This is a genomic window from Amycolatopsis sp. NPDC004747, from assembly GCF_053601335.1.
The window spans coordinates 334,846-360,386 of sequence record NZ_JBSGBQ010000003.1; the positions used below are offsets into that span (position 1 = coordinate 334,846).

Here is a 25,541-nt window from a genome sequence, read left to right on the forward strand (position 1 = left end):
TCGCGTTTTTCGGGAGCAGAATCGCCCCATGGACACCGAAGAACTGCGGGCGACCCAGGCGCCGCTGAAGGACAAGTACCGCGAGGCCCCGGAAAGCGCGCTCGTCACCTTGCACGCCGACGCCCAGCTCGACGGCCTCGGCATCTCCTGCAAGGTGGAGACCGGCCGGGCGGTCGTCGAAGCGGGGCTGCACCCGGCCACCGGCGGCGACGGCACCCTCGCCTGTTCGGGTGACATGCTGCTCGAAGCGCTCGTCGCGTGCGCCGGGGTGACGCTGCGCGCCGTGGCGACGTCGCTGGGCCTGACCGTCCGAGGCGGACGCGTCCGGGCCGAGGGCGACCTCGACTTCCGCGGCACGCTCGCCGTCGCGAAGGACGCGCCGGTGGGCTTCCGCGCCATCCGGCTCTCGTTCGACCTCGACTCCGATGCTTCCGAAGAGCAGCTCGCCACGCTGAAGAAGCTGACCGAGCGCTACTGCGTCGTCTTCCAGTCGCTGCGGACACCGCCGGAATTCGCCGTCACGCTTTCGGCGAACCAGGGATAAACCCGGAGGACAAACCGGGCAGCGTGGCCTAGCTTGTCGGGGTCACCTGAAGGGGGAGCCGCCATGCCACAGCCGGAACCGGACCCAGCCGTCCGGGTACGCGGGCTCGTCAAGACCTACGGTTCGACGCGCGCGCTCGACGGCGTCGACCTCGACATCCCGGCCGGCCAGGTGCTCGGCCTGCTCGGGCCGAACGGCGCCGGGAAGACCACCACCGTGCGCATCCTGACCACGTTGCTGCGCCCGGACTCCGGGTCGGCGCACGTGGCCGGGCACGACGTCCTGGCCGAGCCCGACGCGGTGCGGCAGCGGATCGGGCTCTCCGGCCAGTACGCGGCGGTCGACGAGAACCTCACCGGGTTCGAGAACCTGTACATGGTCGGGCGGCTCTACGGCCGCAAGAAGGCCGCGGCGCGCTCCCGCGCCCGGGAGCTGCTCACCCGGTTCCGGCTGGAGGAGGCCGCCGACCGGCCGGCCAAGGGCTATTCCGGGGGCATGCGCCGCCGGCTGGACCTGGCCGGCGCGCTGGTCGCCGAGCCGGCCGTCGTCGTGCTGGACGAGCCCACCACCGGCCTCGACCCGGGCGGGCGGCTCGACACCTGGGAGGTGATCAAGGAGCTGGTGGCCGACGGCACGACGGTGCTGCTGACCACGCAGTACCTCGAAGAGGCCGACCAGCTCGCCGACTCGATCGTGGTGATCGACCACGGCCGGGTGATCGCGCGCGGCACGGCGGACGAGCTCAAGGCCCAGATCGGCGGCGAGCGCCTCGAGCTCGTCGTCGCTTCGGCCGCGGACCTGCCGGTCACCCTCGACGTGCTGCGCGAGGTGGGCACCGGCGAGCCGTCGGGCGACGACCACACGCGCCGGGCCGAGATCCTGGTCGACACCGGGCCGAAGGCGCTGATCGAGGCCCTGCGGCGGCTCGACTCCCACGGCGTCACGGTCCAGGACGTCGGCCTGCACCGGCCGACGCTGGACGACGTCTTCCTGTCCCTGACCGGACACGGCGCCACACCCGCCACGTCGGCCTCGCCGGCCGGGTCCGTCGAGGCGGTGGCGAAGTGAACGCGATCGCGAAGGGCATTTCCGACGGCGGCATCGTCACCTGGCGCAACCTGATGAACGTCCGCCGCAACCCCGACTGGCTGATGGCGGCGACGCTGCAGCCGATCATGTTCGTCCTGCTGTTCGCCTACGTCTTCGGCAACGCGATCGGCGGCGAAGCGGGCGGCGCGGCGTACCGCGAGTTCCTCATCGCGGGCATCTTCGCCCAGACGGTGGCGTTCAACTCGGCGTTCACGGTCATCGGCTTCGCCAACGACCTGCAGAAGGGCATCATCGACCGGTTCCGCTCGCTGCCGATGTCCCGCATCGCGGTGGTGCTCGGCCGCACGACGTCGGACCTGGTGGTCAGCGTCGTGGCGCTGGTCGTGATGTCGGCGTGCGGCCTGCTGGTCGGCTGGCGCATCCGCGGCAGCTTCTGGGACGCGCTGCTCGGCTACCTGGTGATCCTGATGTTCGCGTGGGCGCTGTCCTGGGTCGGCGCCCTGATCGGCCTGGCGGCGCGCAGCGTCGAGGTGGCGCAGAGCGTGGGACTGATCTGGATGTTCCCGCTGAGCTTCATCTCCTCGGCGTTCGTCCCGACGGACACGCTCCCGGCGTTCCTGAAGGCGATCGCGGACTGGAACCCGTTCACGGCGGTGATCAACGCGACGAGGGACCTGTTCGGCAACCGCTTCGGCGCCCCGCCGACGGGCTGGCCGGCGGAGCACGCGGCACTGTACGCGCTCCTGTGCTGCTTGGCGATCATCGCGATCTTCGCCCCGCTGGCGACGGCGCGCTACCGCCGGGTGGCGAGCAAGTAGCACAGTCCGAAGAGGACTTCCTCAGTCCTCTTCGGACAGCTCCACGATCGGGATCACCCGTTTCGCCTGCCGCGCCTTGGCCTGGTGGTCAGCCAGGAACGGGTACTGCTCCTCCAGCTCCGTCCACGTCCGCACGTAGTCCGCGCCCAGCAGCGGCAACGCCTCCGCGTCGAACGAGCGGCCGTCCACCTCGACGTGCACCCGCGGGTCGGCTTCGAGGTTCAGGTACCAGTCCGGGTGCCGGGGCGCCCCGATGTTGGACGCCACCACCAGCCACCGGGCGCCGTCGCGGTGGACCATCATCGGGACCGTGTAGGGCTCTCCGGAGCTCCGGCCCGTCGTCGTCAGCAGCGCCAGGCGCTCGCGGTGCATGCCCTCGACCTCACCGCCCGCGCGGAACTGCTCGATCACCCGGCGGTTGGTCTCCCGGACGTCCACCGCGGTCACCGGTCGTAGTACCGGGTCGGCGGGTCCTGCTGGGTCCACTGCTGCCGCGTCGGCGGCGGCGCGCTCTGCTGGGAGCGGCGCCGGTGCAGCGTCCGGGCGCTGGCCGCCATGCTGTTCACCACCGTCGCGATGACCAGGCCGATCACCAGGTTGATCACCGCCGTGGCGATCTTCGCGCTCGGCGCCACCGTCAGGGTCAGCGGCAGCACCACCGCGATCAGCGTGACCAGCACCATGATCCAGCCGAAGAACTGCGACGGCGCCGGTGTCGCCACGCTCAGCAGGTGCATCAGCCCGGTGGCGAGCAGGGCCACCGCGGCGGCGACCAGCGCGTACGTCGTGGTGCTCGCGTTGCCCCAGACGCCTTCGCCTTTTGGGGCCAGCACTTCGACCTCGAAGATGCCCCGCGCGATCAGCAACCCGACGACGGCGAGCAGGGCTGCGACCACCGCCGTCGCGACACCGCCCGCCCACAGGCGGCGCGCGTCGATCCCCGGGCGGACGTCCTGGGGCTGGTTCCCGTAGTAGTCGGACATCACGGCCTTCCCTCGCCTCGGCAGTGCCTCCGCTTCGATTGTCCCCCGATTCGGCCCCGGCCGCGATTTGCGCTGGAGTGCACTCCAGCTCGTAGCGTCGTGTCATGACCACCGCACAGCACAAGATCGGTTCGGGCTTCGGCGCCACCACCACGGCCGCCGAAGCCGTCGCAGGCGTCGACCTCACCGGGAAGCTCGCCGTCGTCACCGGCGGGTACTCCGGGATCGGCCTCGAAACCACCCGCGCGCTGACCGGCGCCGGCGCCCACGTCGTCGTCCCGGCCCGCCGCCGCGAGACCGCCGAGGAAGCGCTCGCCGGGATCGAGAACGTCGAGGTCGACGAGCTGGACCTGGGCGACCTCGAAAGCGTCCGTGCGTTCGCCGAGCGGTTCCTGGCCACCGGACGGCAGATCGACCTCTTCATCGCCAACGCCGGCATCATGGCCTGCCCCGAGACCCGCGTGGGGCCCGGCTGGGAGGCCCAGTTCGCCACCAACCACCTCGGCCACTTCGCCCTGGTCAACCGGCTGTGGCCGGCAATCGCCCAAGGCGCCCGCGTGGTTTCGCTCTCCTCTCGCGGCCACCACTACTCGCCGATCCGCTGGGACGACGTCCAGTTCGAGAACGGCTACGAGAAGTGGCAGGCCTACGGGCAGGCCAAGACGGCGAACGTGCTCTTCGCCGTGCAGCTCGACCGGCTGGGCGCGGAGAAGGACGTGCACGCGTTCGCGCTGCACCCGGGCGCCATCATGACGCCGCTGCAGCGCCACCTGCCGCGCGAGGAGATGATCGAACGCGGCTGGATCGACGAGGCCGGGAACTTCCTGATGCAGTTCAAGACCCCCGAGCAGGGCGCGGCGACCGCGGTCTGGGCCGCCACCTCGCCGCAGCTGGCCGGGCTCGGCGGGCTGTACCTGGAGGACTGCGACGTCGCCGAGCTCGCCCCGGAGGGCGCCGAGGGCCTCGCCGAGTCCGGCGTCCGCCGGTACGCCGTCGACCGCGAGCAGGCCGAGCGGCTGTGGACGCTGTCGGCGCAGCTCACCGGGGTGGACGCGTTCGCACGGGCCTGAGTGTCACGTCGGCGGGCCCCCGGGCGATACCTTCTTCGTGATCTTCCGACGTTTGCCGACCACGGGACGGGGGTACTTGCCGCCCGTGGCCGACGAAGCCGGAAGAACGGGGCGCCCGCCGACTGACGACGGGGCAGAGGTCACCTGTGGTCGCTACGCACTGGGTGAGTTCACCGTCACCCCGCTCAACGCCCTCGACGACGAGCGGCCGCCGGGTCTGCTCGGCGGGCGCTACGAAGTCGGCAGGCTGATCGGCAGCGGCGGCACGGCCCGCGTGTACCGGGCCTACGACGTCCGGCTGACCCGCGAGGTCGCCGTGAAGATCTACGACCGGGACGCGGTGGCGCTCGACCAGCGGCGCCGGCTGCGCGAGATGACCATCCAGGGCAGCATCAGCCACCCGGGTGTGGTGGCGTTGCTGGACAGCGGCACCGAGCACGGCCGGACGTACCTGGTGATGCAGCTCGTCGAGGGCGAGAACCTCGCGGAGCGCCTGCTGGGCGGCCCGATGCCGGCGGCGGAGGTGACGGCGCTGGCCGACGGGCTCGCCGAGGCACTGGCCCACGTCCACGCGCGGCGGATCGTGCACCGCGACCTGAAGCCGGCCAACGTGTTCCTGTCCGCGGACGGTCCGCTGATCGGCGACTTCGGCATCGCCCACGCCCTCGACACCACCCACATCACCGGCACGGGCCTGATCCCGGGTACGGCGGCGTACCTGGCGCCGGAGCAGGTGTCGGGCGAGCCGGCCGGCCCGCCGGCGGACGTGTACGCGCTGGGCTTGATCCTGCTGGAATGCCTGACGGGGCAACGGGAGTACCCGGGCACCATGGTCGAGGCGGCCATGGCCCGGCTGACGAGACCGCCGCGGATCCCGGAGGACGCACCGGCGGCGCTGGCATACACGTTGCGCCGGATGACGCAGCGGGAGCCCGCCGACCGGCCGACGGCCGCGAAGGTCCTGGACATGTTGCACGCGCCGCCGCCGACGCTGCCGTGGAGCCGGACGCAGCGCAGCCCCCTCCGGCGCCGCCGCCCGGCCTCGGTGCCACCCGGGGCCCTGGACGCCGCGGGGGCGCTCGCCGCCCAGCACGGGGCAACGGCCGGACACGACCCGGCCGGCGACTCTGCCGCCGCCTACCCGGCGCACGACGTGACCTCGGCCCGCCGCGCTCGGCTCGCAGCCGATGCTCCGACACAGCTCCACGGCGCCGCGGCTCCCCCGGCCGGGAACCCGCGGCGCCGTCGCCTGGCCACCGCGGCCGGGCTGACCGCCGCCGCGGCCGCCGTGGCAGTCGTGCTGCTGACCGAACAAGAAGCCGGGACCGGGTCGCCCGTCCCGCCGCCCGCCGCGCACTCCCCCGCCGTCTCCGCCCCACCGACGTCGTCCACGCCGCTCGCCGAGCACGGGACCTCCGCGCCGCCCGCCGGCGACCCCGGCGGCGCCGGCACGCAGCCGGGCACCGGCCAAACGGGTTCGCTGGAACCCGCCGCCGAGACCCGCGAACCGCCGTCCCCGGCCGGGCCGCCGCCGAAGGCCGGCAAGCCCCCGAAGACCGATCCGGAAGGCAAGAACAAGGGCAAGGGTCCCGGTCACGACGCCTGAGCGGGACCTCCGGCGGGCCGATCCGGGACCAATGGCCCTAGTGCGGAAAACGGCCCGGAATGGCCGGCAATGGAATGCCGCGAATTGGGACTCGAACCAATAACGGCAGGTAACCGAACCGCTGCCCGGCCCGACTCACTCCACGGTGCCGCCGCCGGGAATCCCCTCCCGGCTGGTTCGACGAAACATTCCCGGAGGTCTGGATGGGTGTCCACGCTGCCCTCGCGCGGCCGGTTTTCCGCACACCGAGCGGACGGCACGCCAAGCCACGACCTGCTTGGCCGCGGGTCGCCGGCCGGGCAGTCTTCCTGGTCATCGCCCTGTCCTGCGCCGCAGGCGTCGCCGCTTTCGGGTGGCCGCCCGCGCTGCTGGTGGTGCCCGCCGCCGCATTCGTGCTGCTGGTCGCGAGCGTGGCGAAACTGCGGGCCGCGAGCCGCAAGATCGATTCCATCTTCGCCGAAGAACTGTCGGAACCCCGCGACACCCCGGTCGGGCAAGCGGACGGGGAACCACCCGGAGACGCGGCCGCGGCCTGACCCTCGGGAATACTCGGGCCGGTGGATTTCTTCTGCTTCCACCGTGACCGCCCCGGGGCATCGGCGCGAGGTCTTGCTGCGCCGCCGGCGCAGGTCACCGCAGGTCCAGCCACATGATGCGCAGCCCGACGGCCCTCGCGTCCGGGTGGCGGAACGCTCCCGGTGCCGTTCCGAGCGTCACGAACCCCAGGCTCTCGTACAGGCGGATCGCGGCCGTGTTCACCTCGACGACCGCGTTGAACTGGATCGCCGCGAAGCCGCTGCGCCGGGCCCAGGCGATCAGATCCGTCGTGAGCGCGCGTCCGACGCCCGCGCCGCGCGCATCCTTCGCGACCATGAGGCTGCCGGAAGCGACGTGGCTGCCCGGCCCCGGCCGGTTGGCGTACATATTCGCCGTGCCCGTCACCCGGTCGCCGTCCACCGCGACCACGACCCGGGCCGGCGGGTCGAGCAGCCACATCCGCCGCGCGGCGGGCTCGGTCATCGCCGGGTCGTAGGCGAACGTCCGCTGCTCGGTGACGACGTCGCGGATGATCGGCCAGATCGCGGGCCAGTCGCCTTCGCGGGCTTCGCGGATCACCGGGTCACCGCCGCACAGAGTTCCGGCACGACTTCCTCGATGTCCTCCCGCAGCACGAAAGCGGCGTCCTCGTCGTACGGGGTCGGGTCGCGGTTGACCACGACCAGCGTCGCTCCGGCGCGCACGGCGACCGTGCACAGTGACGCCGCCGGCTCCACCTGCAGCGTGCTGCCGATGGCCAGGAACAGCCCGCTCGCCGCCGCGATGGTCCGGGCCCGGCCGATCACCTCGCCGTCCAGCAACTGTCCGAAGAGGACGACGTCGAGCTTGAGGATCCCGCCGCAGTCCGGGCACGACGGGTCGTCCTGGCCGGAAGCGAGGATCTCCGCGGTCGGGAACCCGGCCGCGCAGCCGGTGCAGCGCGTGGTGTGCATGCTGCCGTGCAGTTCGAGGACTTTTCGCGCGGCGAGCCCGGCCCGCTGGTGCAGGCCGTCGACGTTCTGGGTGAGCACGCGGACGGCGACCCCGGCGGTGTCGAGCGAAGCGAGCGCGCGGTGGGCCGCGTTCGGTTCGGCGCGCCAGGCGGCGTGATCCGCGTAGGTGCCCCAGAATTCGCGACGCACGTCGGCGTCGGCCATGAAGTTCTCGAGCGTGAAAGCGTTGACCGCACTCGGTGTGCGCGTCCAGACGCCCTCGGGACCGCGGTAGTCCGGGATGCCGGACGCGGTGGAGATCCCCGCCCCGGTCAGCGCGGCGATCCGCCGGGCGCCGCGGATCCGGTCGATGAGCTTGCCGTCCATGGTGGCGAAGGCTAACGGCTCTGCCCCGCCCCGCACGACCGGTTTACCGCCGCTCGTCCTTCCGCAGCTTCAACGCCAGCGCAGGGCACGCCGCGGCCGCCCGGCGGGTCTCCGCCACCAGTTCGGCCGGCACCGGGCCGGGCGCCACCACCGGATAGCCCCACTCGTCGAGGCGCACCAGTTCCGGCAGCAGGTCCGCGCACAGCCCGTGCGCGCGACACCCGATCGGGTCCACTGTCACCTTCATGCGACACCCGCCGGGATCCGGCACCGGCCGCCGGCCTGGTGGGCGCGGACGTCGGCGTCGAACACCTGCAGCGCGCTGGCGGCCAGGCGGGCGGCGCCGTCCGGGTGGGCGCACGCGCCGCGGCCGGTGAGCAGCGGGAGGCGGCGGGCCAGCCGGGCCGTCGCGGGACCGCCGCGGACCAGCTCCGCGAAGTCCGCCGCGATCGACGGCAGGCCGAACGTGCACGGCCCGCACTGCCGGGCCGACTCGGCCGCCAGGTACGCCAGCACCTCCGCGGTGTACTCCAGGCCGCACGCACGCGCCGGGAGTGCGGACACCGTCGCGATCCCGGACCAGCCGCCGGTGAGATCCGCGGTCCAGGCCCCGCCGGCGAGCACCGCCTGCACCGGTTCCGCTTCGCCGCCCGCCGCGGCCAGCACGCCGGACACCGTCGTGCCCGCGGGCACTTCGACCACCCCGGGCCGCCGGACCGCGCCGGTCACCGTGACCAGTTCGGTCCGGGACGTGCGGTAGTGGTGCGGTCCCAGCAGGACCGCCGACGCCAGCTGCGCCAGAGTCTCCACATTGGACACCAGGGTCGGCCGGCCGCGCACGCCGCGTTCGGCCGGCCGGGGCCGCTTGCCCTGCGGCCGCGCGTCACCCGACGTCAGGTACCGGACGAGCGCGGTCTCTTCGCTGGCGACGTACCGGCGCGGGACCTCCGCGACCCGCACCGGCAGCCGGTCTTCGCGCTCGGCGAGGGCCGCGGCGACACCCGGCAGCGCCGGGCTGCCCGCGTGCACGCAGAGGACGGCCTCGGCGGCGCCGATGGCGTGCGCGGCCAGCTGCAGCCCGTCGAGGACGAGGTGCGGCGAAAGCTGTAGCAGCGCAACGTCTTTCCGGCTGAGCGGGTCGCCTTCGCAGCCGTTCGCGACGACGATCGAGCGGTTGGACCGGGCCGCGCGCAGCTTCACCGCCATCGGGAAGCCGCCGCCGCCGCGGCCGCGCAGGTCGGCCGACTCGGCGGCGGCGATCAGCCGGTCACGGCCGTCGTCGCCGTGGTAGGCGACCCACGGCACGACGCCGTTGCGGCGCCGGTGGCCGGCCAGGTCGAGCCGGTGCGGGGACAGGATGGTCATCGGGCGCCTCCCAGTGCGGCGAACTTGCGGGTGCGGGCCGCGCGGTAGCCGGCGGAACCGAGCACGGCCAGCACGCACAGCACGTCGAGCGCGACGATCCAGCCGAAGGCGGCGTCGTCTTCGGCCATGCCGAAGCCGTGCACCAGCGCGACCGGCCAGCACAGGTAGGCCAGCCAGTGCACGGCGCGCCAGGCCCGCGCCGGCAGCCGGGTGCGCACGAGGCTGGTGACGACGATCGCGAGCAGCAGGTCGATCGCGACGGCGCCGAGCCCGACCCACAGCGGCTGGTAGCCCGCGCCGAACGGGACGACGACGTCGAGCCAGCCGAGCGGGACGTAGCCGTCCAGTACGGCCGACGCGATGTGCGCGGCGAGGAAGGCCAGGCTGGTCAGCGCCAGGTTCCGGTGCACGGCGGCGACGGCGAACCGAGGCCACTCGCGCGTGGCGAACCGGCCGGCGCCGAGCGCGCCGAGGACGACGACGCCGGTGCAGAGCACCAGCGAGACGAGCCCGGTCGCGCGGCTGAAGTACCACACCGCGGAGCTCATGCCGCTTCCCGTTCGCCGGGCCAGCCGGCGGTCGTGACGACGTCGCCGCCGACGCCCACCAGCCGCGCGGGGAGCTGTCGTTGCCCGAGCCAGCCGGGTGCGGCGGCGCCGAGGACGATCGCCGCGGTGCTCGCGGTGTTGGCGTCCACAGTGGACTTCGCGGCGACGGTGACGGTGCGCCAGCGGGCTTCGGGGACGTCCCCGGTGCGCGGGTCGACGATGTGGTGGACGGTCCGGCCGGCGTGGCGCCAGCGCCGCCGGGTGGCGCCGGAGGTGGCGAGCGCACCGTCCCGGCCGAGGGCGACGGTGGCGTCCGGCCGGGCCACGGCGTTCGTGTGGTCGTCGCCGAGGGCGACCTGCCAGCCACCGGGCGGCGGGGGTCCGACGGCGCGCAGATCGCCGCCGAGGTTCACCAGGACACCACAGCCGAGGACGGCGTGGATCCGCAGCGCGGCCCGGTCGGCGGCGAGCGCCTTGGCGGTCGCGCCGAGATCGAGGTGCACGCCGCGCGGGAGGACGACGAGCCGGTGGACGGGGTCGAAGAGGACCCGGTGCCAGCCGGGGGCGGGAATGGTTGTGGTGTCCCGATCACCGGCATCGGCCCGCTCACCACCGCAAGTCGCCTCGACCGGGCCACCCGCCGCCGGAGCGGTTGTGGCGTGCCGCCGAGCAACATCGGCCCGCTCCCCACCGCAAGCAGCCACCCCAGGCGGGCCGCCCGCCGCGGAAACGGTTGCCGTGTCCCGATCATCGGCGACACCGAGTGCCTCCGCGTCCCGATCACCGGTGACCAAAGCGAAATCGCGGTCATACCCCAGCGCACGCACCGCCGCCCCCACCGTCGGGTCGACCAGTCCTCCCGTCAGCCGGGCCGCTCTCAGCGCCGCCCCCAACGCCTCCGCCAGCAGCGGCCCCACGTGGACCTGCCGCCCCGCCGCCGCGTGCAGCCGGGAGATCTCCGAATCCGGCCGGAACCGGCTGCACGCCGTGTCGATCGCCGCCAGTTCCTCCCGCAGCAGTGCGACCGCCTCCCCCAGCCGGGTGGAATCCGTCAGCACCAGCTCCGCCGTCGTGCCCAGCGCCGGGAACGCCGCCGTCACGACGCACCCGAACCGGTGTGCGCGTGGCCGGATCCGCTGCTCAGCCCGCTGTCCGGCGCCTGCAGCTCGTCCTGGAAGCCGGTCGGATCGGTGCTCGTCGAACCAGCATCGGAATCAGGGGTGGCAGTGGTGGCCGAGGCCGCCGAAAGGCCGAAGCCGATGGCGCCGACCGCTGCCGCGCCGAGGACCGCGGCGGCCGCCGTGGCCAGTGCGGCCTTGCGGCGGCCCTGCTCGCGGCGGGCGGGTCCGGGCGGGGTGGTGGGTTCCATGGCACCGAGTGTCGGCGCCGTTCCTTTGAACGAGCTGGGAACGACCTGTCAAAGCCCTGGCGCCCCAACCAAAGGAGGTTGACACCGGACAGCCATTCACCCACTCTTTCCGTTGTCCGCCGGAGGTTTCCTGGTGTTCACGTACCGGACCACAGCACCTCACGAACCGGTCCCCTGCCGTGGGCACCATGAGGCGCCCGCCCCCTCAGTGCTGGAGGACCCATGATCCGCAAGCGGATCTTCGCCGCGCTCGCCGCAGCCACCCTGGTCACCGCCGGTGTCGTCACCGCGACCGCCGTCAGCGGCCAGTCCGCCGCCGTCCGGCCGACCGCCGCGGCCGTGCCGGCGTTCGACCACATCGTCCTCGTGATGTTCGAGAACAAGAAGTACTCCTCGATCAACGGCAGTTCCAGCGCGCCCTACTTCAACACCCTCGCCTCGCAGAGCGCGAAGTTCACGAGCTCCTTCGCGATCACCCACCCGAGCCAGCCGAACTACGTCGCCCTCTTCTCCGGCGCGACGCAGGGCGTCACCGACGACACCTGCCCGGCCAACCTCGGCGCGAAGGCCAACCTCGGCCGTCAGCTGATCGACGCGGGCAAGACCTTCAAGGGCTACTCCGAGGCCATGCCGTCGGACGGCTACACCGGCTGCTCCAGCGGCACCTACCGCCGCAAGCACAACAGCTGGGTCGACTTCTCCAACGTCCCCGCCGCGAGCAACCTCCGGTTCTCGGGCTTCCCGTCCGACTTCACCCAGCTCCCGACGGTCGCCTTCGTCACGCCCGACATGTGCAACGACATGCACGACTGCGGCATCGGCACCGGCGACACCTGGCTGAAGAAGAACCTCGACGCCTACGCCCAGTGGGCCAAGACGCACAACAGCCTCCTGATCACGACGTTCGACGAGGACAGCAACACCTCGGTCAACCAGATCTTCACCACCTTCACCGGCGCGAACGTCAAGGTCGGCAGCTACGGCGAAACGATCAACCACTACACCGTGCTGCGCACCATCGAGGCGGCCTACGGCCTGCCCGGCATCGGCAACGCCGCGAGCAAGTCGCCGATCCTCGACGTCTGGCAGTAACCGCGTGTACCTGTCCACCATCGGCCGCCGAGAGCATGCTGGGACGGTGTCCCGGCGCAAGCTCTCGGCGGTCGGCGCGAACGTCTTCGCGCTGGGTGCGGTCAGCCTGGTCACCGACGTCTCCTCGGAGATGGTCACCGCGGTCCTGCCCGTCTACCTGGTCCTCGGCCTGCACCTGAGCCCGGCCGCCTACGGGCTGGTCGACGGCCTCTACACCGGCGCGACGGCGGTGCTGCGGATCGTCGGGGGGTACGTCGCCGACCGGGTCCGGCGGCGCAAGGTCGTGGCCGGCGCCGGCTACGCGCTGTCCGCGGTGATGAAGCTCGGCCTGCTCGCCGCCGGGTCGTCGGCGGCCGCGATCGGCGCGGTGATCACCCTCGACCGCACCGGCAAGGGCCTGCGGACCGCCCCGCGGGACGCGCTGATCACGCTGTCCGCGCCCGAACCGCTGCTCGGCCGGGCCTTCGGCGTGCACCGCGCGATGGACAGCGTGGGCGCGTTCGCCGGGCCGCTGGTCGCGCTCGCCGTGCTGGCCGCGGTCGGCGCGGCGAACCCCGAGGCGTTCGACGCCGTGTTCGTCGTCAGCTTCTGTATCGCCGCGATCGGCGTGCTGCTGCTGGTGCTGTTCGTCCGCGACCGCCGGACACCGAAGGCTGCGACGCCGGTCTCCCCTCGGGCGGCGGCCGCGTTGCTGCGCGGGAGCGGGGTGCGGCGGCTGCTGGTGGCCGCGTGCGTGCTCGGGCTGGCCACGGTCGGCGACGGGTTCGTCTACCTGCTGCTGCAGCACAAGGAGGACATCGCCACCGGCTGGTTCCCGCTGCTCGCCGTGGGCACGAACCTCGGCTACCTGCTGCTCGCCGCGCCGCTGGGCGCGCTCGCCGACCGCGTCGGGCGGCTGCCGGTGGTGCTCGGCGGGTACGGCGCACTGGCGCTGGTCTACCTGCTGCTGGCCGGGCCGGTGACCGGCTGGCCGCTGATCGCGGCATCGCTGGCGCTGTACGGCGCGTTCTACGCGGCGACCGACGGCGTCCTGATGGCCCTGGCCGGTCCGCTGCTGCCGGAGTCGTTGCGCACCACCGGGATTTCGCTCGTCCAGACCGCGCAGGCGCTGGCCTACTTCGCCTCGTCCGTCCTGTTCGGACTCGCCTGGCAGTTCTGGGGCGCGGACCTCGCCATCGCCGTCGCGGCGGGCGGGGCGGTGGCCGCGATCGCCACGACGTTCGTGGTACTGCGGAAGGTGACGGCGTGAAGACCCGGATCCTCGTCGCGGTCGCCGGCGTGCTCGCGCTCGCCGGGGCGGCGGTCGCGTACGTCGGGTTCGCGAGCGCCCGGAGCCACGACGTCGTCGCGACCGGCGCGGTCCGCCTCGACCCCGGCCCGCGGCTGCTGTTCCGCAGCACCGCCGACGCCGACCGCGGGCACGTCGCCACGGTGTCGGTCGCCGACCCCGGCGGCCCGCGGACGGTGTCGCCGCTGTCGTGCGCGCGCGTGTACGCGGCCGGAGGCACCGGGCTGTGCCTGCGCCAGGACGCCGGCCTGACCACCTACCAGCTGGCGGTGCTCGACGCCGGCCTGGCGGTGCGGCGGGAGATCCCGCTGGTCGGGCTGCCGAACCGGGCACGGGTGTCGGCGAGCGGCCGGATGCTGGCGTGGACGGTGTTCGTCACCGGCGACTCCTACAACGGCGGCATGTTCTCCACCCGCGCCGGCATCCTCGACACGGCGACCGGCGACCTCGCGGGCACGCTGGAGGACTACGCGGTGACCCTCGACGGCAAGCCGTACCAGGCGGCCGACCTCAACTTCTGGGGCGTGACGTTCACCGCCGACGACCGCCACTTCTACGCGACGATGTCGACGGCAGGCCACCGCTACCTGGTCACGGGCGACTTCGCCGGGCACACGATCCGCACGCTGCGCGAGAACGTCGAGTGCCCGTCGCTGTCCCCGGACGGGACGAGGGTGGCGTTCAAGTCCGCTGTGGACGGCGACCCGGCCCACGGGTGGCGGCTTTCGGTGCTCGACCTGGCGACGTCGAAGGTGACGCCACTGGCGGAGACCCGCAGCGTCGACGACCAGCCGGCGTGGCTCGACGACCGCACGATCGGCTACGGCCTGCCCCGCGGCCCGGGCCACGCGGACGTCTGGTCGACCCCGGCCGACGCCTCGGGCACACCCCGGCTGCTGATCCCGGACGCGGAGTCCCCGGCGGCTTTGTGATCGCCTCCGGGTCGGTGGCCGGACCCAACCGGCCCAAGTCGGCTTGGGGGCCGCTCGGAGCCGGGCGTGGCGACCGGGCCGGCCGGAGCAGGCTGGCCGTCCGGAGTGCTACCTGGTCGAGGTGTTCACGAGCGAGCCACGCAACCGCGTGACCTGGTCGAAGACCAGATCTTCCCTGGTCAGGTCCCGGGTGGGCGAGCCTCGCTATCTGCTCTCGCGTGACTACTCCCGATTGGCTCACAGCCATGGCAGCGATCCTGGGCCCGCTCTCGGGCGCCCTTGTCGGGCTGCTCTCCGCCCGCCGTGCCGTGCGTGCGGCGCGCACGGCCGGTGACCAACAGGCACTGGCGGCACTTCACACCGGGTACCAGGCGCTGGTCAACGACCGCGCCACCTACACGCGCGACCTGCTCGCGGAGCTCATCGCGGTAAAAGAAGAGATTGCCGCGCTGCGCCGGGAGAACGCGGGCCTGCTTCTCGAAGCCGGCGCTCTACCCGTCCAGCTCGGACAATCACGCGAGAGACCACTGACCTCATGACCGCCTACGGCATCGACATCTCGCGCGCAACCGACGCCGCATCAGGGCGTGGGGAGACCAGGCCGGTCAGTCCAGTTTGCGCAGCCCGTCGAGGATGCGCCGCATCAGGTCCGTGTCCGGGGGTGCGAACGCGAACCTCGGGGCCGGGAAGCCCGCCGGTGCCGGGGTCGGTGGGGGCAGGACCCCGACCACGCGCAGCGGCAGCCGGGGCGAGGCCGGCTCGCGGCGGGTCTGGGCCGGGATCGGCAGCGTCGGCAGGGCGACTGTGCCCGACTCGGCCAGCTTGCGCGCGGCCACCTCGCGGCGCAGGCGCGACTGGATCCCGGCCACGGTGAAGTCCGGCTCCGGCTCCGGCTCGGGGTCGACGGCCGGGGGACGGCGTCGGGGGAACTGTTCCAGGCTGATCGCCCAGGCCGCCGCGGCGAACGCCGGCAACAGCACCCCGGCGACGATCGCGAGACCCGGCAGGTCGACGGCCATCAGGCGGCCCCGGGCACAGGTAGGAGCATGACGTTCACTTCCGGACGGACGGTTCTTCCGCAGCATGGCCGACACCTGGATATTCGACTTTAACGAATTTTCGCGGACCCCGATGCCATCATGAATGACAGCCGGCGCTCCCGCAAGCGGCCGAACGGGGTCGACCGTCCGGACGGTGAAACTGCAGCTCGGCGCGGGTGTCAACGGCAGTCATACCGCGCCCCTCACCCAGTAGTACGGACGCGGGTTCGATCCGGTTCACCGCATTTTTGTACGATTCGTGTACGCCTCGGCGGCAAACTGCGGAAATGCGCATCCAGACCTGGCTCGTGGCCGCCACGCTGGCGCTCACCGGGCTCGCCCCCACCTCCCCCGCCCTCGCCGCGGACGGCAACCCGCTCGAGAAGACGAACGGCTTCTACGTCGACCCGGACGCCAACCCGGCGGTGTGGGTCCGCGACCACCCGAACGACAGCCTCGCCGGTCCGATCCGGACGTCGATCGCGACCAAGCCCGGCGCCCGCTGGTTCGGCAACTGGAGCGGCGACATCCGGGCGGCGGTCGACTCCTACACCTACGCCGCCGACGTCGCCGACAAGCTGCCCGTCCTGGTCGCCTACAACATCCCCGGCCGCGACTGCGGCGGCGAGTCGACCGGTGGCGCGGGCAGCCCGCAGGCCTACCGCGACTGGATCTCCGCGTTCGCCGACGGCATCGGCGGCAAGCCGGCCGTCGTGATCATCGAGCCCGACGCGCTCGCCCAGCTCGACTGCCTGCCCGGCGACGCCCGCCAAACCCGCGTCGACCTGCTGAAGTACGCCACGACGCAGTTCGCGCAGAAGGCACCGAACACCTGGGCCTATGTGGACGGTGGCAACGCCACCTGGATCCCGGCCGCGACGATGGCCGCGCGCCTGCGGCAGGTGGGCGTGCAGTCCATCCGCGGCTTCGTGCTGAACGTGTCCAACTTCTACACCACGGCCGAGTCGACGACCTACGGCAAGGCCGTCGGCTCGGCGCTGGGGTACGCGGCACCGTTCGTGGTGGACACCAGCCGCAACGGCAACGGCCACGGCACGGACTCCGAGTGGTGCAACCCGCCGAAGCGCAAGCTGGGTGCCACCTCCCAGCTCGGCGGCGGCCCGGAGATGCAGCTGTGGATCAAGGTCCCCGGCGACTCCGACGGCAGCTGCGGCTACGGCTCGGGTGTCCCGGCCGGCACCTTCAGCCCGGTACTGGCCGGCCACCTGATCAAGGGCGACTGACCAGCTCGCACGACGTCGCCAGCTCCGCCGGGGTCGCTCCGGCGGGGCGGGCGATCGTCGCCGAGGCCGGCGGCCGCACCCCGCGCAGCCAGCCGCCGAGGGCGTCGAACGCCGTCCGGTAGCACGGGCCCAGCGGGCGCAGCCGGTCCGGGAAGGCGTCGACGAGCCCGTCGACGTGGTTGCCGCCCTCGATCCGGTAGTAGCGGTGCAGCGCCCCTCGTCCCGCCGCCGTGATCATCCGGTCGTAGACGTCGGAGTCGCGCGTGATCGGCAGCAGCGTGTCCAGCGTGCCGTGCAGGGTCAGCAGCGGCTTGCCGATCCGGCCGGTCAGCGAGATCCGCTCGACCGCCCGCGCCACCGAAGCCGGCCGGGACGCGTACGCGTAGTCCGCATCGCACGAAGGCGTTCCCGAAGCGCAGAACGGCGTGCCGGCCTGAAGAGCGCCGTCGAACGACGGGTCGACCTCTTCGCGGTAGATCCGCTGGGTCAGGTCCCAGTAGAAGCGGTAGTGGTAGTCCCACAGGAACTCCGACCCCGGCGCGAACCCGGCGTCCAAAATGGACTGGTGGGCTGTCTCGGAACCGGCCGCGTACGCCGGGTACGCGCGCAGCGCCGGCGGCAGGAACGTCAGCAGGTTCGGCCCGTCGGGCCGCCACAGCGTCCCTTCCCAGTCGACGCCGCCGTCGTAGAGCCAGGGCCGGTTCTCCAGCTGCCACCGCACCAGGTACCCGCCGTTGGACAGCCCGGCGGCGAGCGTCTTCGTCACCGGACGCCCGTAGTGCCGCACCGCCGCGGCCCGGGCGGCGAGCGTCAGCTGCGTGACGCGCGCGTTCCACTCCGCCAGTGCGTCTCCCGGCCGGACGCCGTCGGTGTAGAACGCCGCGCCGGTGTTGCCCTTGTCGGTCGCGGCGAACGCGTACCCCTCCGCGAGGGCCTGGTCGCCGATCGCGCGGTCGTTCGCGTACTGGCGCCGGACGCCGGGCGAGCCGGAGACGACCAGGCCGCCGTTCCACCGGTCCGGCAGCCGCAGCACGAACTGCGCGTCGTGGTTCCAGCCGTGGTTGGTGTTCGCCGTCGAGGAGTCCGGGAAGTACCCGTCGACCTGGACACCGGGCACCGCGCCGAACGTGGGCAGCCCCGCCGAGGTCAGCCCGGCCCAGTCCGCCTCGACGGTGTGCCCGGACGCGAGCGTGCCGGTCGTCGTCAGGTCGTCCAGGCACGCGGCGACCTGCTGTTCAGCGCCGGGTACGGCCGCCGAGCAGCGCCCGGCCGCAGCCGACGCCGACGCGGGCAGCGCCGCCGCCAGCGCGCCCGCCAGAACCAAAGCCAGCCAACCCCGCACGGTTCACCTCCGCCTCTTCCGATGGACCGAACCCAAGCGCGTGCGCCGGCCGGATGCCATCCCGCCGGCCACCACTAATCGCCGGGCCGATGTGGCGGGCAGCCACATGGTCCTGACCGCGGCACCGATTTAGCGTCGCTGGGGACCCTCTCAACGACGAGAAGGAACTCACCATGCGCAAGCTCGCTTTCGCCGGCCTCGCCGCGCTCACCGCCGCCGTGCTGACCACCGTCGGGGTGGCCGCCGCCGATCCGCCGGCGTCGTCCCTCGTGCAGACCACGTCCTTCGGCGCCAATCCCGGGGCGCTGGCGATGTACAGCTACACCCCGGCCGGGCTGGAGACCGGCCGTCCGGTGGTCGTCGCGCTGCACGGCTGCACGCAGAGCGCCGCGGACTACTACGCCCATTCGGGCTGGCCCGAGCTGGCCGACCGCTGGCGGTTCGAAGTCGTGTTCCCGCAGCAATCGACCGCGAACAACTCGCTGAAGTGCTTCAACTGGTTCTCCACCGCCGACGACACCCGCGGCAACGGCGAAGCCGCGTCCGTGAAGTCCATGGTGGACAAGGCGGTCGCCGACCACGGTTCGGACCGCTCCCGCGTGTTCGTCACCGGCCTGTCGGCGGGCGGCGGCATGACCGCCGACCTGCTCGCCGCCTACCCGGACGTCTTCGCCGCCGGTGGGATCAACGCCGGGCTGCCTGCCCAGTGCGCCACCAGCGTCACCGAAGCGACGAACTGCCAGCAGAACGACCAGCACCTGACGCCGGCGCAGTGGGCGTCGAAGGTCAAGGCGCAGTACCCCGGCTACGGCGGGCCGTGGCCGCGCGTGGCGATCTGGCAGGGCACCGGCGACTACACGGTCTACCCGGTCAACGGCACCGAGCTGCGCGACCAGTGGACGGCGGTGCACGGCGTCTCCCAGACGCCGACGAGCACGCAGTCCCTGTCCGGCGGCACGACGCTGACGAACTACGGCGGCAAGGTGCAGCTGTACTCGATCGCGGGCATGGGCCACGGCACGGCGGTCGACCCCGGCACCGGCGCCACGCAGTGCGGCAGCACCGGCGCGTACTTCCTCGCCGGGATCTGTTCCAGCTACTACACGGGCGTGTTCTTCGGTCTGGACGGCGGATCGGGCCCCACTTCGCCGCCGCCGCCGACGACCACCGCCGCTCCGTCGGGCACCTGCGTGAGCGCCAGCAACTACGCCCACACGCAGGCGGGCCGCGCCCACCAGAGCGGCGGGCAGACGTACGCGAACGGGTCGAACCAGGCCATGGGGCTGTGGAACACCTTCACCGTGCACGCTCTGCGGGAGACGTCCCCCGGTTATTGGGTCCTCGCCGACGGGCAGTGCTAGAGGAAGATCCGCATCGGGTTGAGGTCTTCGTAGGCGGTCGGCTCGGCCAGGCGGCCGAGCCGCACCGGCACGTCGTAGAGCCGCCCGGGCGCGAACCGCGCCCAGAACCCGCGCAGGCCCGGGACGATCACCTTGACCACGGGCAGCCCGATGTCGGGGCGCGTCTGGTCGAGCACGAACACCTCCAGCCCGGCGGCCTCGAGCCTGGCCTGCACCAGCCGCACGTCCGTCAGCAGGTCGGGTGCGGAAGCATCGGTGAAGCCGGCCGGGCCGAGCGCCGGGTCGGGCAGCAGGTACGGCTGGTTCGCCACGGTCGCGTCTCGCAGCCACCGCACCGCGTCCGGGTCGGCGCCGCCGTCCCAGCCGTCGAGGAGCGGGGGCATCATCTGGTTCAGCTCGGTCAGCGCGCGCCGCAGCGCGACGGCCGGGTCCAGGTGCGCGCCGAACCCCAGCATGATCGCCTCGCGGGGGCCGCCGGTCTGCCGGGACAGCGCCACCATCACCGGCACGCCGAGGTCGGACGTGAGGTCGAGGACCCAGACCTCGCGGCCCAGACCGGCGTACGCCTGCCGCAGCTCGGCGATCCAGGGGTCACCGGAGGAGTCCAGGTCGACGGCCGGCTGCCGGGTGCGGTTGTACCACCACAGCGCGACGGCGTCGCGTTCGACGACCTCGAGCATCCCCTGCAGGGCGGCGTCTTCCAGGGTGCTGCCCGCGGCGTTGCCGTTGGAGTCGGGGAACAACGACACCCGGCCCGGCTCGGCGGGCACGCCGAAGTACAGCATGCCGGTCGGGAACAGCCGGTGTTCGCCGCGGGTGAGCGACCACACCGGCGTCCAGTCGCGGACCGCGTCCTCGTCGAACGGGTCGCAGACGAACTGGAACGGCCCGTGTTCCGCGTTGGTGCGCGCCCGCTCGGCGAACTGGCGTTCGTGGAACAGCTGGCACGTGTCCGGGTGCACGGCTTTGTCGCCCAGCGAACGGAAACTGGCCCGCACCCGTTCTTCGTCGCCGTCGTGGTGACCACTGTGCCGCTCGAGGGCTTCGCACAGCGCGCCGACTTCGGCCTGCAGCGGTGTGACGCCCTTGCCGCCGTTCTCACTGCGCAACGCCGTGCGCAGCCGGTCGGCGCCACGGCGGCCCAGCGCGGTGTTCGGCCCCGAGCGGAACGAACTGAACAGCGCGGGACCACGCTTGTCACGGCGCAGTTCCTTGACGACCCCGGTCAAGGGGCTGACGAGGTGGCGGTAGGTGTCCAGGACCTGCTCCGGCGGCAGCGCCCGGTGCCCGCCGCCGTCGGTGGCGGACTTGGGCCGCGGCCGGAACACCACCGGCCGGCGCGTCCGCTCCCGCACCAGGTCCGGGTTTCCGCAGGACGGGCACTGCGGCCGGGCGCGCACCTCGTGCCGTTCGCCGGTCAGGTCGCGGCTGTCGAACGTCCACAGGGCACGCTGGCCCGGATACCGGTGCCCGGCCAGCCACTTGGCCGCTTCGAGGGCGACCAGGTTGAGCGCGACGGCGGTCAGCGGCGTGAACGCGACTTCCGGGCGGGGCACGGGACCCGGCAGGCCCAGTGCGTCACGGACGTGGGCTTCGGCGGGCCGGTTGCCCCACAGCCGCACGGCCAGGCAGTGCCGGCACGGACCGTCGCCGGGGGTGAAGAACGGGCCGATCCACACCCGTGCCCCGAACGGTTTGGCGAGCAGCCACGGCCGTCCGGACGCGCGGTGCTCGGCGTCCACTTCGGACAGTGACTCGTCGAGGTAGTCGCGGCACAGCACGACGGAAAGCTCGGCGTCTTCTCCCACGGTGAGCCCGGCCGCGCGCAGGGCGTCGGCCGCCGCGGGGTCCCCGCCGACCAGCGCGACCCGGCCGTGCGCCGGTTCGCCGCCCACGGCGTCCCAGTAGGCCAGTTCCGGGGTGGACGCCGCCGGGCGCAAGCCGATCAGCCCGGCTTCGGCGAGCCGGGTCAGCACTCCGGACGCCTCGTCGGCCGGGACGCCGTCGGGCAGGTCACGGCGCAGGGCCGCGAAGTCCCTGGTGCCGTCCAGCAACGGTACGAGGGACTCCAGGTGCGGCCCGCTCAGCGCCGTCGCACCGTCTTCGGACAGGACGTAGACCGCGTCGCCGGGCACCACGGCGGTGCTGAGGTGCCGCTTGAACCCGACGACCGGCGGCTCCGGTTCGATCACCCGGCGGCCGGGGCCGCGCAGAGGTTCACCCCGGTCAGGCAGGGGCTGACCGAGCCGCGCACCGGCCCGGCCGGGTGGGGCCGGCACAGCCGCACCGGAGCGGACACGATCGACCCGTCGAGCCGGTCGATCGCCAGTCCGGGCGGCTCGGCCGACCCGGTGCCGAATGCCGCCGCCAGTGCTTTCTCGAAGTCCCGCACCAGACCCCCTCCAAGTCGTTGGCGCCGAGCGCCGCTACGCCCGGGCGGCCACCGGTTCGGGCAGTTCGGCGAGGCAGCCGACGCAGCCCACGCAGAGCCGGACCGGCTCGGCACGGGTCATACAGGTCGACGCCCGAACCGGCTCGGCACGGGTCACACAGGTCGACGCCCGGACGTCCGCGCCGCCGTCGGCGACCCGCCGGCCGTCGAGCTGGTCGATCGCCAGCCCCGGCGGTTCGGCCGGGCCCACCCCGAACGCTGCCGCGAGCGCGTTTTCGAATTCCTGCACGAGACCCCCTCGATGTCGGCATCCGTCAACTCCCACCGTGCCGAACCCGGCGGGGGTTCCGCTAGGGCCGGGCGGGGGTACTTGCCGGGCCCGCGGGGGTGTCCCCCGATTTCCACGCTACCGGACAGCACCGACAAAAACCGGGGTCAGCGGGCCCCGCCGAGCCGGTGCAACCGCAGGGCCAGCTGGATTTCCAGCGCCCGGTCCGGCACCTGCCAGTCCTCCCCCAGCAGGGACGCCACCCGCTCCAGCCGCTGCACCACCGTGTTCACGTGGACGTGCAGCACATCCTTCGTGCGGGCCAGCTGCGAACCGTTCGCGAAGTACGCCCGCAGCGTCGCGACCAGCTCGGTGCCGCGGCGCTCGTCGTAGTCCAGGACCGGCCCCAGCGTCTGGCGGACGAACGCGTCCAGGTCCGCGCGGTCGCCGAGGAGCTGGCCGAGGAAGCCGAGCCCGGTCATCGCCGCGCCTTCGCCCGTGCGGCCGAGCGCCAGCAGCGCCCGGACGCAGCGCGCCGCCTCCGCGTGGGCCTCCGCGATCGCCGACGGGCCGCCCGCCGGGCCCGCCGCGCCCACCGTCACCGGGCGGCCGGTGGCCGAGCCGAGGTCGGCTGCCACCCGGCGGGCCAGCTCGTCCGGGTCGCCGGTCGCCAGCAGCACGACTTCTTCGGCGTGCACCCCGACCAGCGTCGCGTGCCGGGCGGCCGCGCTCGCCACGCGCCGGCGGGAGCCGCCGTCCGCGTGGGCGACCAGCACCGCGTGCGGGGCCGACAGGTCGATGCCCAGCCGTCGGCCGCGGGCCAGCAGCGCGCGGGGGTTGCGGCCGGGCGCGGTGAGCAGGTCGGTCAGCAGCTCGCCGCGGACCTCGTCTTCGGCGCGCACCACCGATCGCCGCAGCATCAGCAGCAGGGCCGTCACGACGCCGGCGCGTTCGAACAGCCGCCGGTCCGGGTCGCTGAGCCCGGCCCGCCCGGCCAGCACCAGGCTGCCGAGCAGCTCGGGGCCCGCCTGCACCGCGCACACCCAGTTGTCCTTTGTGGACACCGCACGCCCGGACGCGCGGGCCGCCGCGAGCGCCTCCGCGTCGAGCGCGACCGGCGCCGACGAGCTCGCCAGGAGCGTGCCGTCGGCGTCGTAGACGGTGAGGTCGCCGTGCAGCACGTCGGCGACGGCGCCGGCGACGTCCGGCAGGTCGCCCCCGCGCAGCACGAGGTCGGTCAGCCGGTCGTGCGCGTCCTCGGCGCGTTCCATCGTCGCGTTGGCCTCGTTGAGCTCCGCGACCGCGCGGCGCGTCTGGTCGAGGAGGTTCGCGCTGTCCAGCGCGATCGCCGCGTGGTCGGCGAGCGAGGAGAGCAGGGCGACCTCGTCGGCGGAGAACTCCCGGGTGGCGCGGTCCGACGCGAACAGCACACCGAGCACCTTCGGGCCGATGGCCAGCGGGACGCCGAGGATCGCGGTCAGGCCTTCGTCCGCGACGCCGGAGTCGATGTGCCGCGTGTGCTTGAACCGGTCGTCGTTGAAGTAGTCCGAGGTCGCGTACGGCCGCGCGGTCTGCGCGACCAGCCCGCCGAGCCCCTCGCCCATGCCGAGCACGATCTGCTGGAACTCCGCCGACACCGACCCGTCGCTGACCCGGACGTAGGTCTTGTTCTCGGCTTCGTGGTTGAGCGAAAGGTAGGAGACGTCGACGCCGAGCAGCGCCCGCGCCCGCCGCACGATCGAGCGCAGCACGGTGTCCGGGTCCGACAGCGCGGCGAGCTCGCTCGCCGTCTCGAACAGCGCGGTGAGCTGGGCCTCGCGCCGCCGGTGCTCGGCCAGGGTCTCGCGGATGCGCAGGGCCAGTTCACCCGCGCTGGCCAGCGCGGCCAGGTCGGCCGCGTCGAGGGCGCCCTCGGCGCGGGCGGCCACGACGACGTGCGCCAGCTGCTCGGTGCTCGCCCCGGAGGCGAGCAGGTCGAGCAGCCGGCGCAGCGCGTCCGAGGGTGCGGTCACGGCGGTCATGCTAGGGCGAAACGGCCGTCTTTTCCGCCGAAACGTCGTCGTGCAACGATTCGCCGCGGGTTTCGCGGGCCGCGAGCAGCGCGATCACCGTGATGAGGCACATCGCCGCGACGTACAGCGACACCGGCACGGTGCTGCCCCAGGCCGAGAACAGCGCCACGGCGATCAGCGGCGCGACGGCCCCGGCGGCGATCGACGACAGCTGCCCGCCGACCGAAAGGCCGGTGTAGCGGACCCGGGTCGGGAACTGCTCGGCGAAGAACGCGGCCTGCGGGCCGTACATCGCGCCGTGCAGCACCAGCCCGACGGTCGCGGCCAGCACGATCACCGCCGACGACTTCGTGTCCAGCAGTGCGAAGAACGCGAAGCCCCACACCGCCATCCCGATCGCGCCGAACAGGTAGACCGGACGCCGCCCGACGCGGTCCGACAGCGCGCCCCACATCGGGATCGTCACGAAGTGCACGGCCGAGCCGATGAGCACCGCGGTCAGGCCGACGCCCTTCGGCAGGTGCAGCCCGGTCGTGACGTACACCAGGATGAACGCGGTGATCACGTAGTACGAGACGTTCTCGGCCATCCGCGCGCCGATCGTGATCAGCACCTGCCGCCAGCTCTTGCGGAAGACGTCGACGACCGGGACGTGCTTCTCGGCCCGCGCCTCGGCCTGGCGCTGCGCGGCCAGGAACACCGGCGACTCGGCGACGGCCAGCCGGATCCACAGCCCGATCAGCAGCAGCACACCCGAGAGCAGGAACGGAACGCGCCAGCCCCAGGACAGGAAGGTCGCGTCGGACTGGGTGGCGGAGAGGATCGCCAGGACGGCGGTGGCGAGGAGGTTGCCGCCGGGCGCGCCGCACTGCGGCCAGCTCGCCCAGAAGCCGCGGCGCCGGTCGTCACCGTGTTCGGAGACGATCAGCACGGCCCCGCCCCACTCCCCGCCGAGCGCGAAGCCCTGGACGAGCCGCAGCAGCGTGAGCAGGAGAGGCGCGGCGACGCCGGCGGTGGCGTACGTCGGCAGGACGCCCATCAGGCAGGTCGAGCCGCCCATCAGCACGAGGCTGACGATCAGCAGCTTCTTCCGGCCCAGCCGGTCGCCGAAGTGGCCGAAGACGAGGCCGCCGACCGGGCGGGCGAGGAACCCGACGGCGTAGGTCAGGAACGCCAGCAGCGTGCCGGTGAGCGGGTTCGCCGTCGGGAAGAACAGCTTGTTGAAGACGAGGGCGGCGGCCGAGGTGTAGAGGAAGAAGTCGTACCACTCGATGGTGGTGCCGATCAGGCTCGCGCCGACGATCTTGGCGATCGCCGACCGGTGGGGTTGGCTCACTGCGGGCTCCACTTCCTTGTGGGGT

At 73.1% G+C, this 25,541-nt stretch carries 28 protein-coding genes; 12 read left to right on the forward strand and 16 right to left on the reverse strand.

The window, feature by feature from the left end:
- The first annotated feature begins 28 nt into the window (after positions 1-28).
- The 3 genes from ACWEGE_RS06485 (at position 29) to ACWEGE_RS06495 (ending at position 2,412) form a co-directional block, all read left to right on the forward strand.
- Entirely contained in the window at positions 29-544 is a 516-nt protein-coding gene (locus tag ACWEGE_RS06485) for an OsmC family protein (RefSeq protein ID WP_449659402.1), read from the forward strand.
- A gap of 63 nt (positions 545-607) precedes the next feature.
- On the forward strand, positions 608-1,612 hold the full coding sequence (locus tag ACWEGE_RS06490) for an ATP-binding cassette domain-containing protein (RefSeq protein WP_449659403.1): 1,005 nt from the start codon (positions 608-610) through the stop codon (positions 1,610-1,612).
- Complete coding sequence (locus tag ACWEGE_RS06495) at positions 1,609-2,412, forward strand: ABC transporter permease (protein WP_449659404.1); 804 nt, start codon at positions 1,609-1,611, stop codon at positions 2,410-2,412. The genes ACWEGE_RS06490 and ACWEGE_RS06495 overlap by 4 nt, the downstream gene beginning before the upstream one ends.
- 21 nt (positions 2,413-2,433) lie before the next feature.
- On the opposite strand, the gene ACWEGE_RS06500 is transcribed toward ACWEGE_RS06495, so the two are convergent.
- Together ACWEGE_RS06500 and ACWEGE_RS06505 are read right to left on the reverse strand one after the other, a co-directional pair.
- Positions 2,434-2,859, reverse strand: coding sequence for a nitroreductase/quinone reductase family protein (locus ACWEGE_RS06500; RefSeq protein WP_449659405.1), 426 nt, complete (start codon positions 2,857-2,859; stop codon positions 2,434-2,436).
- Positions 2,856-3,395 (reverse strand): DUF6069 family protein, encoded by a 540-nt coding sequence (locus tag ACWEGE_RS06505; RefSeq protein ID WP_449659406.1) that lies wholly within the window; start codon positions 3,393-3,395, stop codon positions 2,856-2,858. The genes ACWEGE_RS06500 and ACWEGE_RS06505 overlap by 4 nt, the downstream gene beginning before the upstream one ends.
- A 104-nt stretch (positions 3,396-3,499) precedes the next feature.
- Here ACWEGE_RS06505 and ACWEGE_RS06510 point away from each other — a divergent pair, with 104 nt between their 5' ends.
- The 3 genes from ACWEGE_RS06510 (at position 3,500) to ACWEGE_RS06520 (ending at position 6,607) form a co-directional block, all read left to right on the forward strand.
- Positions 3,500-4,465 (forward strand): SDR family NAD(P)-dependent oxidoreductase, encoded by a 966-nt coding sequence (locus tag ACWEGE_RS06510; RefSeq protein WP_449659407.1) that lies wholly within the window; start codon positions 3,500-3,502, stop codon positions 4,463-4,465.
- Positions 4,466-4,550: 85 nt separating this feature from the next.
- The gene (locus ACWEGE_RS06515; RefSeq protein WP_449659408.1) at positions 4,551-6,071 is read left to right on the forward strand and encodes a protein kinase domain-containing protein; all 1,521 of its coding nucleotides are present in this window, start codon (positions 4,551-4,553) and stop codon (positions 6,069-6,071) included.
- Between the two features lie 203 nt (positions 6,072-6,274).
- Entirely contained in the window at positions 6,275-6,607 is a 333-nt protein-coding gene (locus ACWEGE_RS06520; protein ID WP_449659409.1) for a hypothetical protein, read from the forward strand.
- Positions 6,608-6,701: 94 nt separating this feature from the next.
- Here the strand turns inward: ACWEGE_RS06520 and ACWEGE_RS06525 are convergent, their stop codons facing one another.
- From ACWEGE_RS06525 to ACWEGE_RS06555, 7 genes are read right to left on the reverse strand one after another with little or no spacing between them, the layout of a single operon-like run.
- A complete protein-coding gene (locus tag ACWEGE_RS06525) occupies positions 6,702-7,187 on the reverse strand; it encodes an N-acetyltransferase family protein (RefSeq protein ID WP_449659410.1) in 486 nt (161 codons plus the stop codon).
- Positions 7,184-7,927: an SIR2 family NAD-dependent protein deacylase gene (locus ACWEGE_RS06530; protein ID WP_449659411.1), complete on the reverse strand. Its 744-nt coding sequence runs from the start codon at positions 7,925-7,927 to the stop codon at positions 7,184-7,186. Before ACWEGE_RS06530 ends, ACWEGE_RS06525 begins: the two co-directional genes overlap by 4 nt.
- Before the next feature lie 43 nt (positions 7,928-7,970).
- Entirely contained in the window at positions 7,971-8,174 is a 204-nt protein-coding gene (locus ACWEGE_RS06535) for a ferredoxin (RefSeq protein ID WP_449659412.1), read from the reverse strand.
- Positions 8,171-9,292 carry an NADH-ubiquinone oxidoreductase-F iron-sulfur binding region domain-containing protein gene (locus ACWEGE_RS06540; RefSeq protein ID WP_449659413.1) on the reverse strand — a complete coding sequence of 374 codons (1,122 nt, stop codon included), beginning with the start codon at positions 9,290-9,292 and terminating at the stop codon, positions 8,171-8,173. Before ACWEGE_RS06540 ends, ACWEGE_RS06535 begins: the two co-directional genes overlap by 4 nt.
- The gene (locus ACWEGE_RS06545) at positions 9,289-9,840 is read right to left on the reverse strand and encodes a ferric reductase-like transmembrane domain-containing protein (protein ID WP_449659414.1); all 552 of its coding nucleotides are present in this window, start codon (positions 9,838-9,840) and stop codon (positions 9,289-9,291) included. Before ACWEGE_RS06545 ends, ACWEGE_RS06540 begins: the two co-directional genes overlap by 4 nt.
- Entirely contained in the window at positions 9,837-10,940 is a 1,104-nt protein-coding gene (locus ACWEGE_RS06550; RefSeq protein WP_449659415.1) for an FAD:protein FMN transferase, read from the reverse strand. Before ACWEGE_RS06550 ends, ACWEGE_RS06545 begins: the two co-directional genes overlap by 4 nt.
- Positions 10,937-11,209, reverse strand: a complete 273-nt coding sequence (locus ACWEGE_RS06555; RefSeq protein ID WP_449659416.1) for a hypothetical protein — start codon at positions 11,207-11,209, stop codon at positions 10,937-10,939. Before ACWEGE_RS06555 ends, ACWEGE_RS06550 begins: the two co-directional genes overlap by 4 nt.
- 222 nt (positions 11,210-11,431) lie before the next feature.
- On the opposite strand from ACWEGE_RS06555, the gene ACWEGE_RS06560 reads away from it, so the two are divergent.
- The 4 genes from ACWEGE_RS06560 (at position 11,432) to ACWEGE_RS06575 (ending at position 15,060) form a co-directional block, all read left to right on the forward strand.
- The gene (locus tag ACWEGE_RS06560) at positions 11,432-12,301 is read left to right on the forward strand and encodes an alkaline phosphatase family protein (RefSeq protein ID WP_449659417.1); all 870 of its coding nucleotides are present in this window, start codon (positions 11,432-11,434) and stop codon (positions 12,299-12,301) included.
- A gap of 4 nt (positions 12,302-12,305) precedes the next feature.
- Complete coding sequence (locus ACWEGE_RS06565; RefSeq protein ID WP_449659418.1) at positions 12,306-13,550, forward strand: MFS transporter; 1,245 nt, start codon at positions 12,306-12,308, stop codon at positions 13,548-13,550.
- Positions 13,547-14,521: a TolB family protein gene (locus ACWEGE_RS06570; RefSeq protein ID WP_449659419.1), complete on the forward strand. Its 975-nt coding sequence runs from the start codon at positions 13,547-13,549 to the stop codon at positions 14,519-14,521. Before ACWEGE_RS06565 ends, ACWEGE_RS06570 begins: the two co-directional genes overlap by 4 nt.
- A 245-nt stretch (positions 14,522-14,766) precedes the next feature.
- Positions 14,767-15,060 (forward strand): hypothetical protein, encoded by a 294-nt coding sequence (locus tag ACWEGE_RS06575; protein ID WP_449659420.1) that lies wholly within the window; start codon positions 14,767-14,769, stop codon positions 15,058-15,060.
- A gap of 66 nt (positions 15,061-15,126) precedes the next feature.
- Here ACWEGE_RS06575 and ACWEGE_RS06580 read toward each other — a convergent pair whose 3' ends face one another.
- Positions 15,127-15,540, reverse strand: coding sequence for a hypothetical protein (locus tag ACWEGE_RS06580; protein ID WP_449659421.1), 414 nt, complete (start codon positions 15,538-15,540; stop codon positions 15,127-15,129).
- Between the two features lie 308 nt (positions 15,541-15,848).
- On the opposite strand from ACWEGE_RS06580, the gene ACWEGE_RS06585 reads away from it, so the two are divergent.
- On the forward strand, positions 15,849-16,805 hold the full coding sequence (locus ACWEGE_RS06585) for a glycoside hydrolase family 6 protein (RefSeq protein WP_449659422.1): 957 nt from the start codon (positions 15,849-15,851) through the stop codon (positions 16,803-16,805).
- On the opposite strand, the gene ACWEGE_RS06590 is transcribed toward ACWEGE_RS06585, so the two are convergent.
- Positions 16,792-18,129 (reverse strand): tannase/feruloyl esterase family alpha/beta hydrolase, encoded by a 1,338-nt coding sequence (locus ACWEGE_RS06590; RefSeq protein WP_449659507.1) that lies wholly within the window; start codon positions 18,127-18,129, stop codon positions 16,792-16,794. The two genes, ACWEGE_RS06585 and ACWEGE_RS06590, sit on opposite strands and share 14 nt — an antisense overlap.
- 191 nt (positions 18,130-18,320) lie before the next feature.
- On the opposite strand from ACWEGE_RS06590, the gene ACWEGE_RS06595 reads away from it, so the two are divergent.
- Complete coding sequence (locus ACWEGE_RS06595; RefSeq protein WP_449659423.1) at positions 18,321-19,508, forward strand: extracellular catalytic domain type 1 short-chain-length polyhydroxyalkanoate depolymerase; 1,188 nt, start codon at positions 18,321-18,323, stop codon at positions 19,506-19,508.
- Here the strand turns inward: ACWEGE_RS06595 and ACWEGE_RS06600 are convergent.
- The 5 genes from ACWEGE_RS06600 to ACWEGE_RS06620 all read right to left on the reverse strand — a co-directional run bounded on the left by ACWEGE_RS06600 (position 19,505) and on the right by ACWEGE_RS06620 (position 25,516).
- A complete protein-coding gene (locus ACWEGE_RS06600; RefSeq protein ID WP_449659424.1) occupies positions 19,505-21,700 on the reverse strand; it encodes a TOMM precursor leader peptide-binding protein in 2,196 nt (731 codons plus the stop codon). The genes ACWEGE_RS06595 and ACWEGE_RS06600 overlap by 4 nt on opposite strands.
- Entirely contained in the window at positions 21,697-21,900 is a 204-nt protein-coding gene (locus ACWEGE_RS06605; RefSeq protein ID WP_449659425.1) for a hypothetical protein, read from the reverse strand. Before ACWEGE_RS06605 ends, ACWEGE_RS06600 begins: the two co-directional genes overlap by 4 nt.
- A gap of 34 nt (positions 21,901-21,934) precedes the next feature.
- Positions 21,935-22,189 (reverse strand): hypothetical protein, encoded by a 255-nt coding sequence (locus tag ACWEGE_RS06610; RefSeq protein ID WP_449659426.1) that lies wholly within the window; start codon positions 22,187-22,189, stop codon positions 21,935-21,937.
- A gap of 146 nt (positions 22,190-22,335) precedes the next feature.
- Positions 22,336-24,189 carry a helix-turn-helix domain-containing protein gene (locus ACWEGE_RS06615; RefSeq protein ID WP_449659427.1) on the reverse strand — a complete coding sequence of 618 codons (1,854 nt, stop codon included), beginning with the start codon at positions 24,187-24,189 and terminating at the stop codon, positions 22,336-22,338.
- Position 24,190: 1 nt separating this feature from the next.
- On the reverse strand, positions 24,191-25,516 hold the full coding sequence (locus ACWEGE_RS06620) for an MFS transporter (RefSeq protein WP_449659428.1): 1,326 nt from the start codon (positions 25,514-25,516) through the stop codon (positions 24,191-24,193).
- Between the last annotated feature and the right edge of the window lie 25 nt (positions 25,517-25,541).

Bases quoted from the DNA above. Each gene is read 5' to 3' on its own strand.
- ACWEGE_RS06485 (WP_449659402.1), top strand. From the start codon at position 29: ATGGACACCGAAGAACTGCGGGCGACCCAGGCGCCGCTGAAGGACAAG.
- ACWEGE_RS06490 (WP_449659403.1), top strand. From the start codon at position 608: ATGCCACAGCCGGAACCGGACCCAGCCGTCCGGGTACGCGGGCTCGTC.
- ACWEGE_RS06505 (WP_449659406.1), bottom strand. From the start codon at position 3,395: ATGTCCGACTACTACGGGAACCAGCCCCAGGACGTCCGCCCGGGGATC.
- ACWEGE_RS06510 (WP_449659407.1), top strand. From the start codon at position 3,500: ATGACCACCGCACAGCACAAGATCGGTTCGGGCTTCGGCGCCACCACC.
- ACWEGE_RS06520 (WP_449659409.1), top strand. From the start codon at position 6,275: ATGGGTGTCCACGCTGCCCTCGCGCGGCCGGTTTTCCGCACACCGAGC.
- ACWEGE_RS06530 (WP_449659411.1), bottom strand. From the start codon at position 7,927: ATGGACGGCAAGCTCATCGACCGGATCCGCGGCGCCCGGCGGATCGCC.
- ACWEGE_RS06535 (WP_449659412.1), bottom strand. From the start codon at position 8,174: ATGAAGGTGACAGTGGACCCGATCGGGTGTCGCGCGCACGGGCTGTGC.
- ACWEGE_RS06540 (WP_449659413.1), bottom strand. From the start codon at position 9,292: ATGACCATCCTGTCCCCGCACCGGCTCGACCTGGCCGGCCACCGGCGC.
- ACWEGE_RS06545 (WP_449659414.1), bottom strand. From the start codon at position 9,840: ATGAGCTCCGCGGTGTGGTACTTCAGCCGCGCGACCGGGCTCGTCTCG.
- ACWEGE_RS06555 (WP_449659416.1), bottom strand. From the start codon at position 11,209: ATGGAACCCACCACCCCGCCCGGACCCGCCCGCCGCGAGCAGGGCCGC.
- ACWEGE_RS06560 (WP_449659417.1), top strand. From the start codon at position 11,432: ATGATCCGCAAGCGGATCTTCGCCGCGCTCGCCGCAGCCACCCTGGTC.
- ACWEGE_RS06575 (WP_449659420.1), top strand. From the start codon at position 14,767: ATGGCAGCGATCCTGGGCCCGCTCTCGGGCGCCCTTGTCGGGCTGCTC.
- ACWEGE_RS06580 (WP_449659421.1), bottom strand. From the start codon at position 15,540: ATGGCCGTCGACCTGCCGGGTCTCGCGATCGTCGCCGGGGTGCTGTTG.
- ACWEGE_RS06585 (WP_449659422.1), top strand. From the start codon at position 15,849: ATGCGCATCCAGACCTGGCTCGTGGCCGCCACGCTGGCGCTCACCGGG.
- ACWEGE_RS06595 (WP_449659423.1), top strand. From the start codon at position 18,321: ATGCGCAAGCTCGCTTTCGCCGGCCTCGCCGCGCTCACCGCCGCCGTG.
- ACWEGE_RS06615 (WP_449659427.1), bottom strand. From the start codon at position 24,189: ATGACCGCCGTGACCGCACCCTCGGACGCGCTGCGCCGGCTGCTCGAC.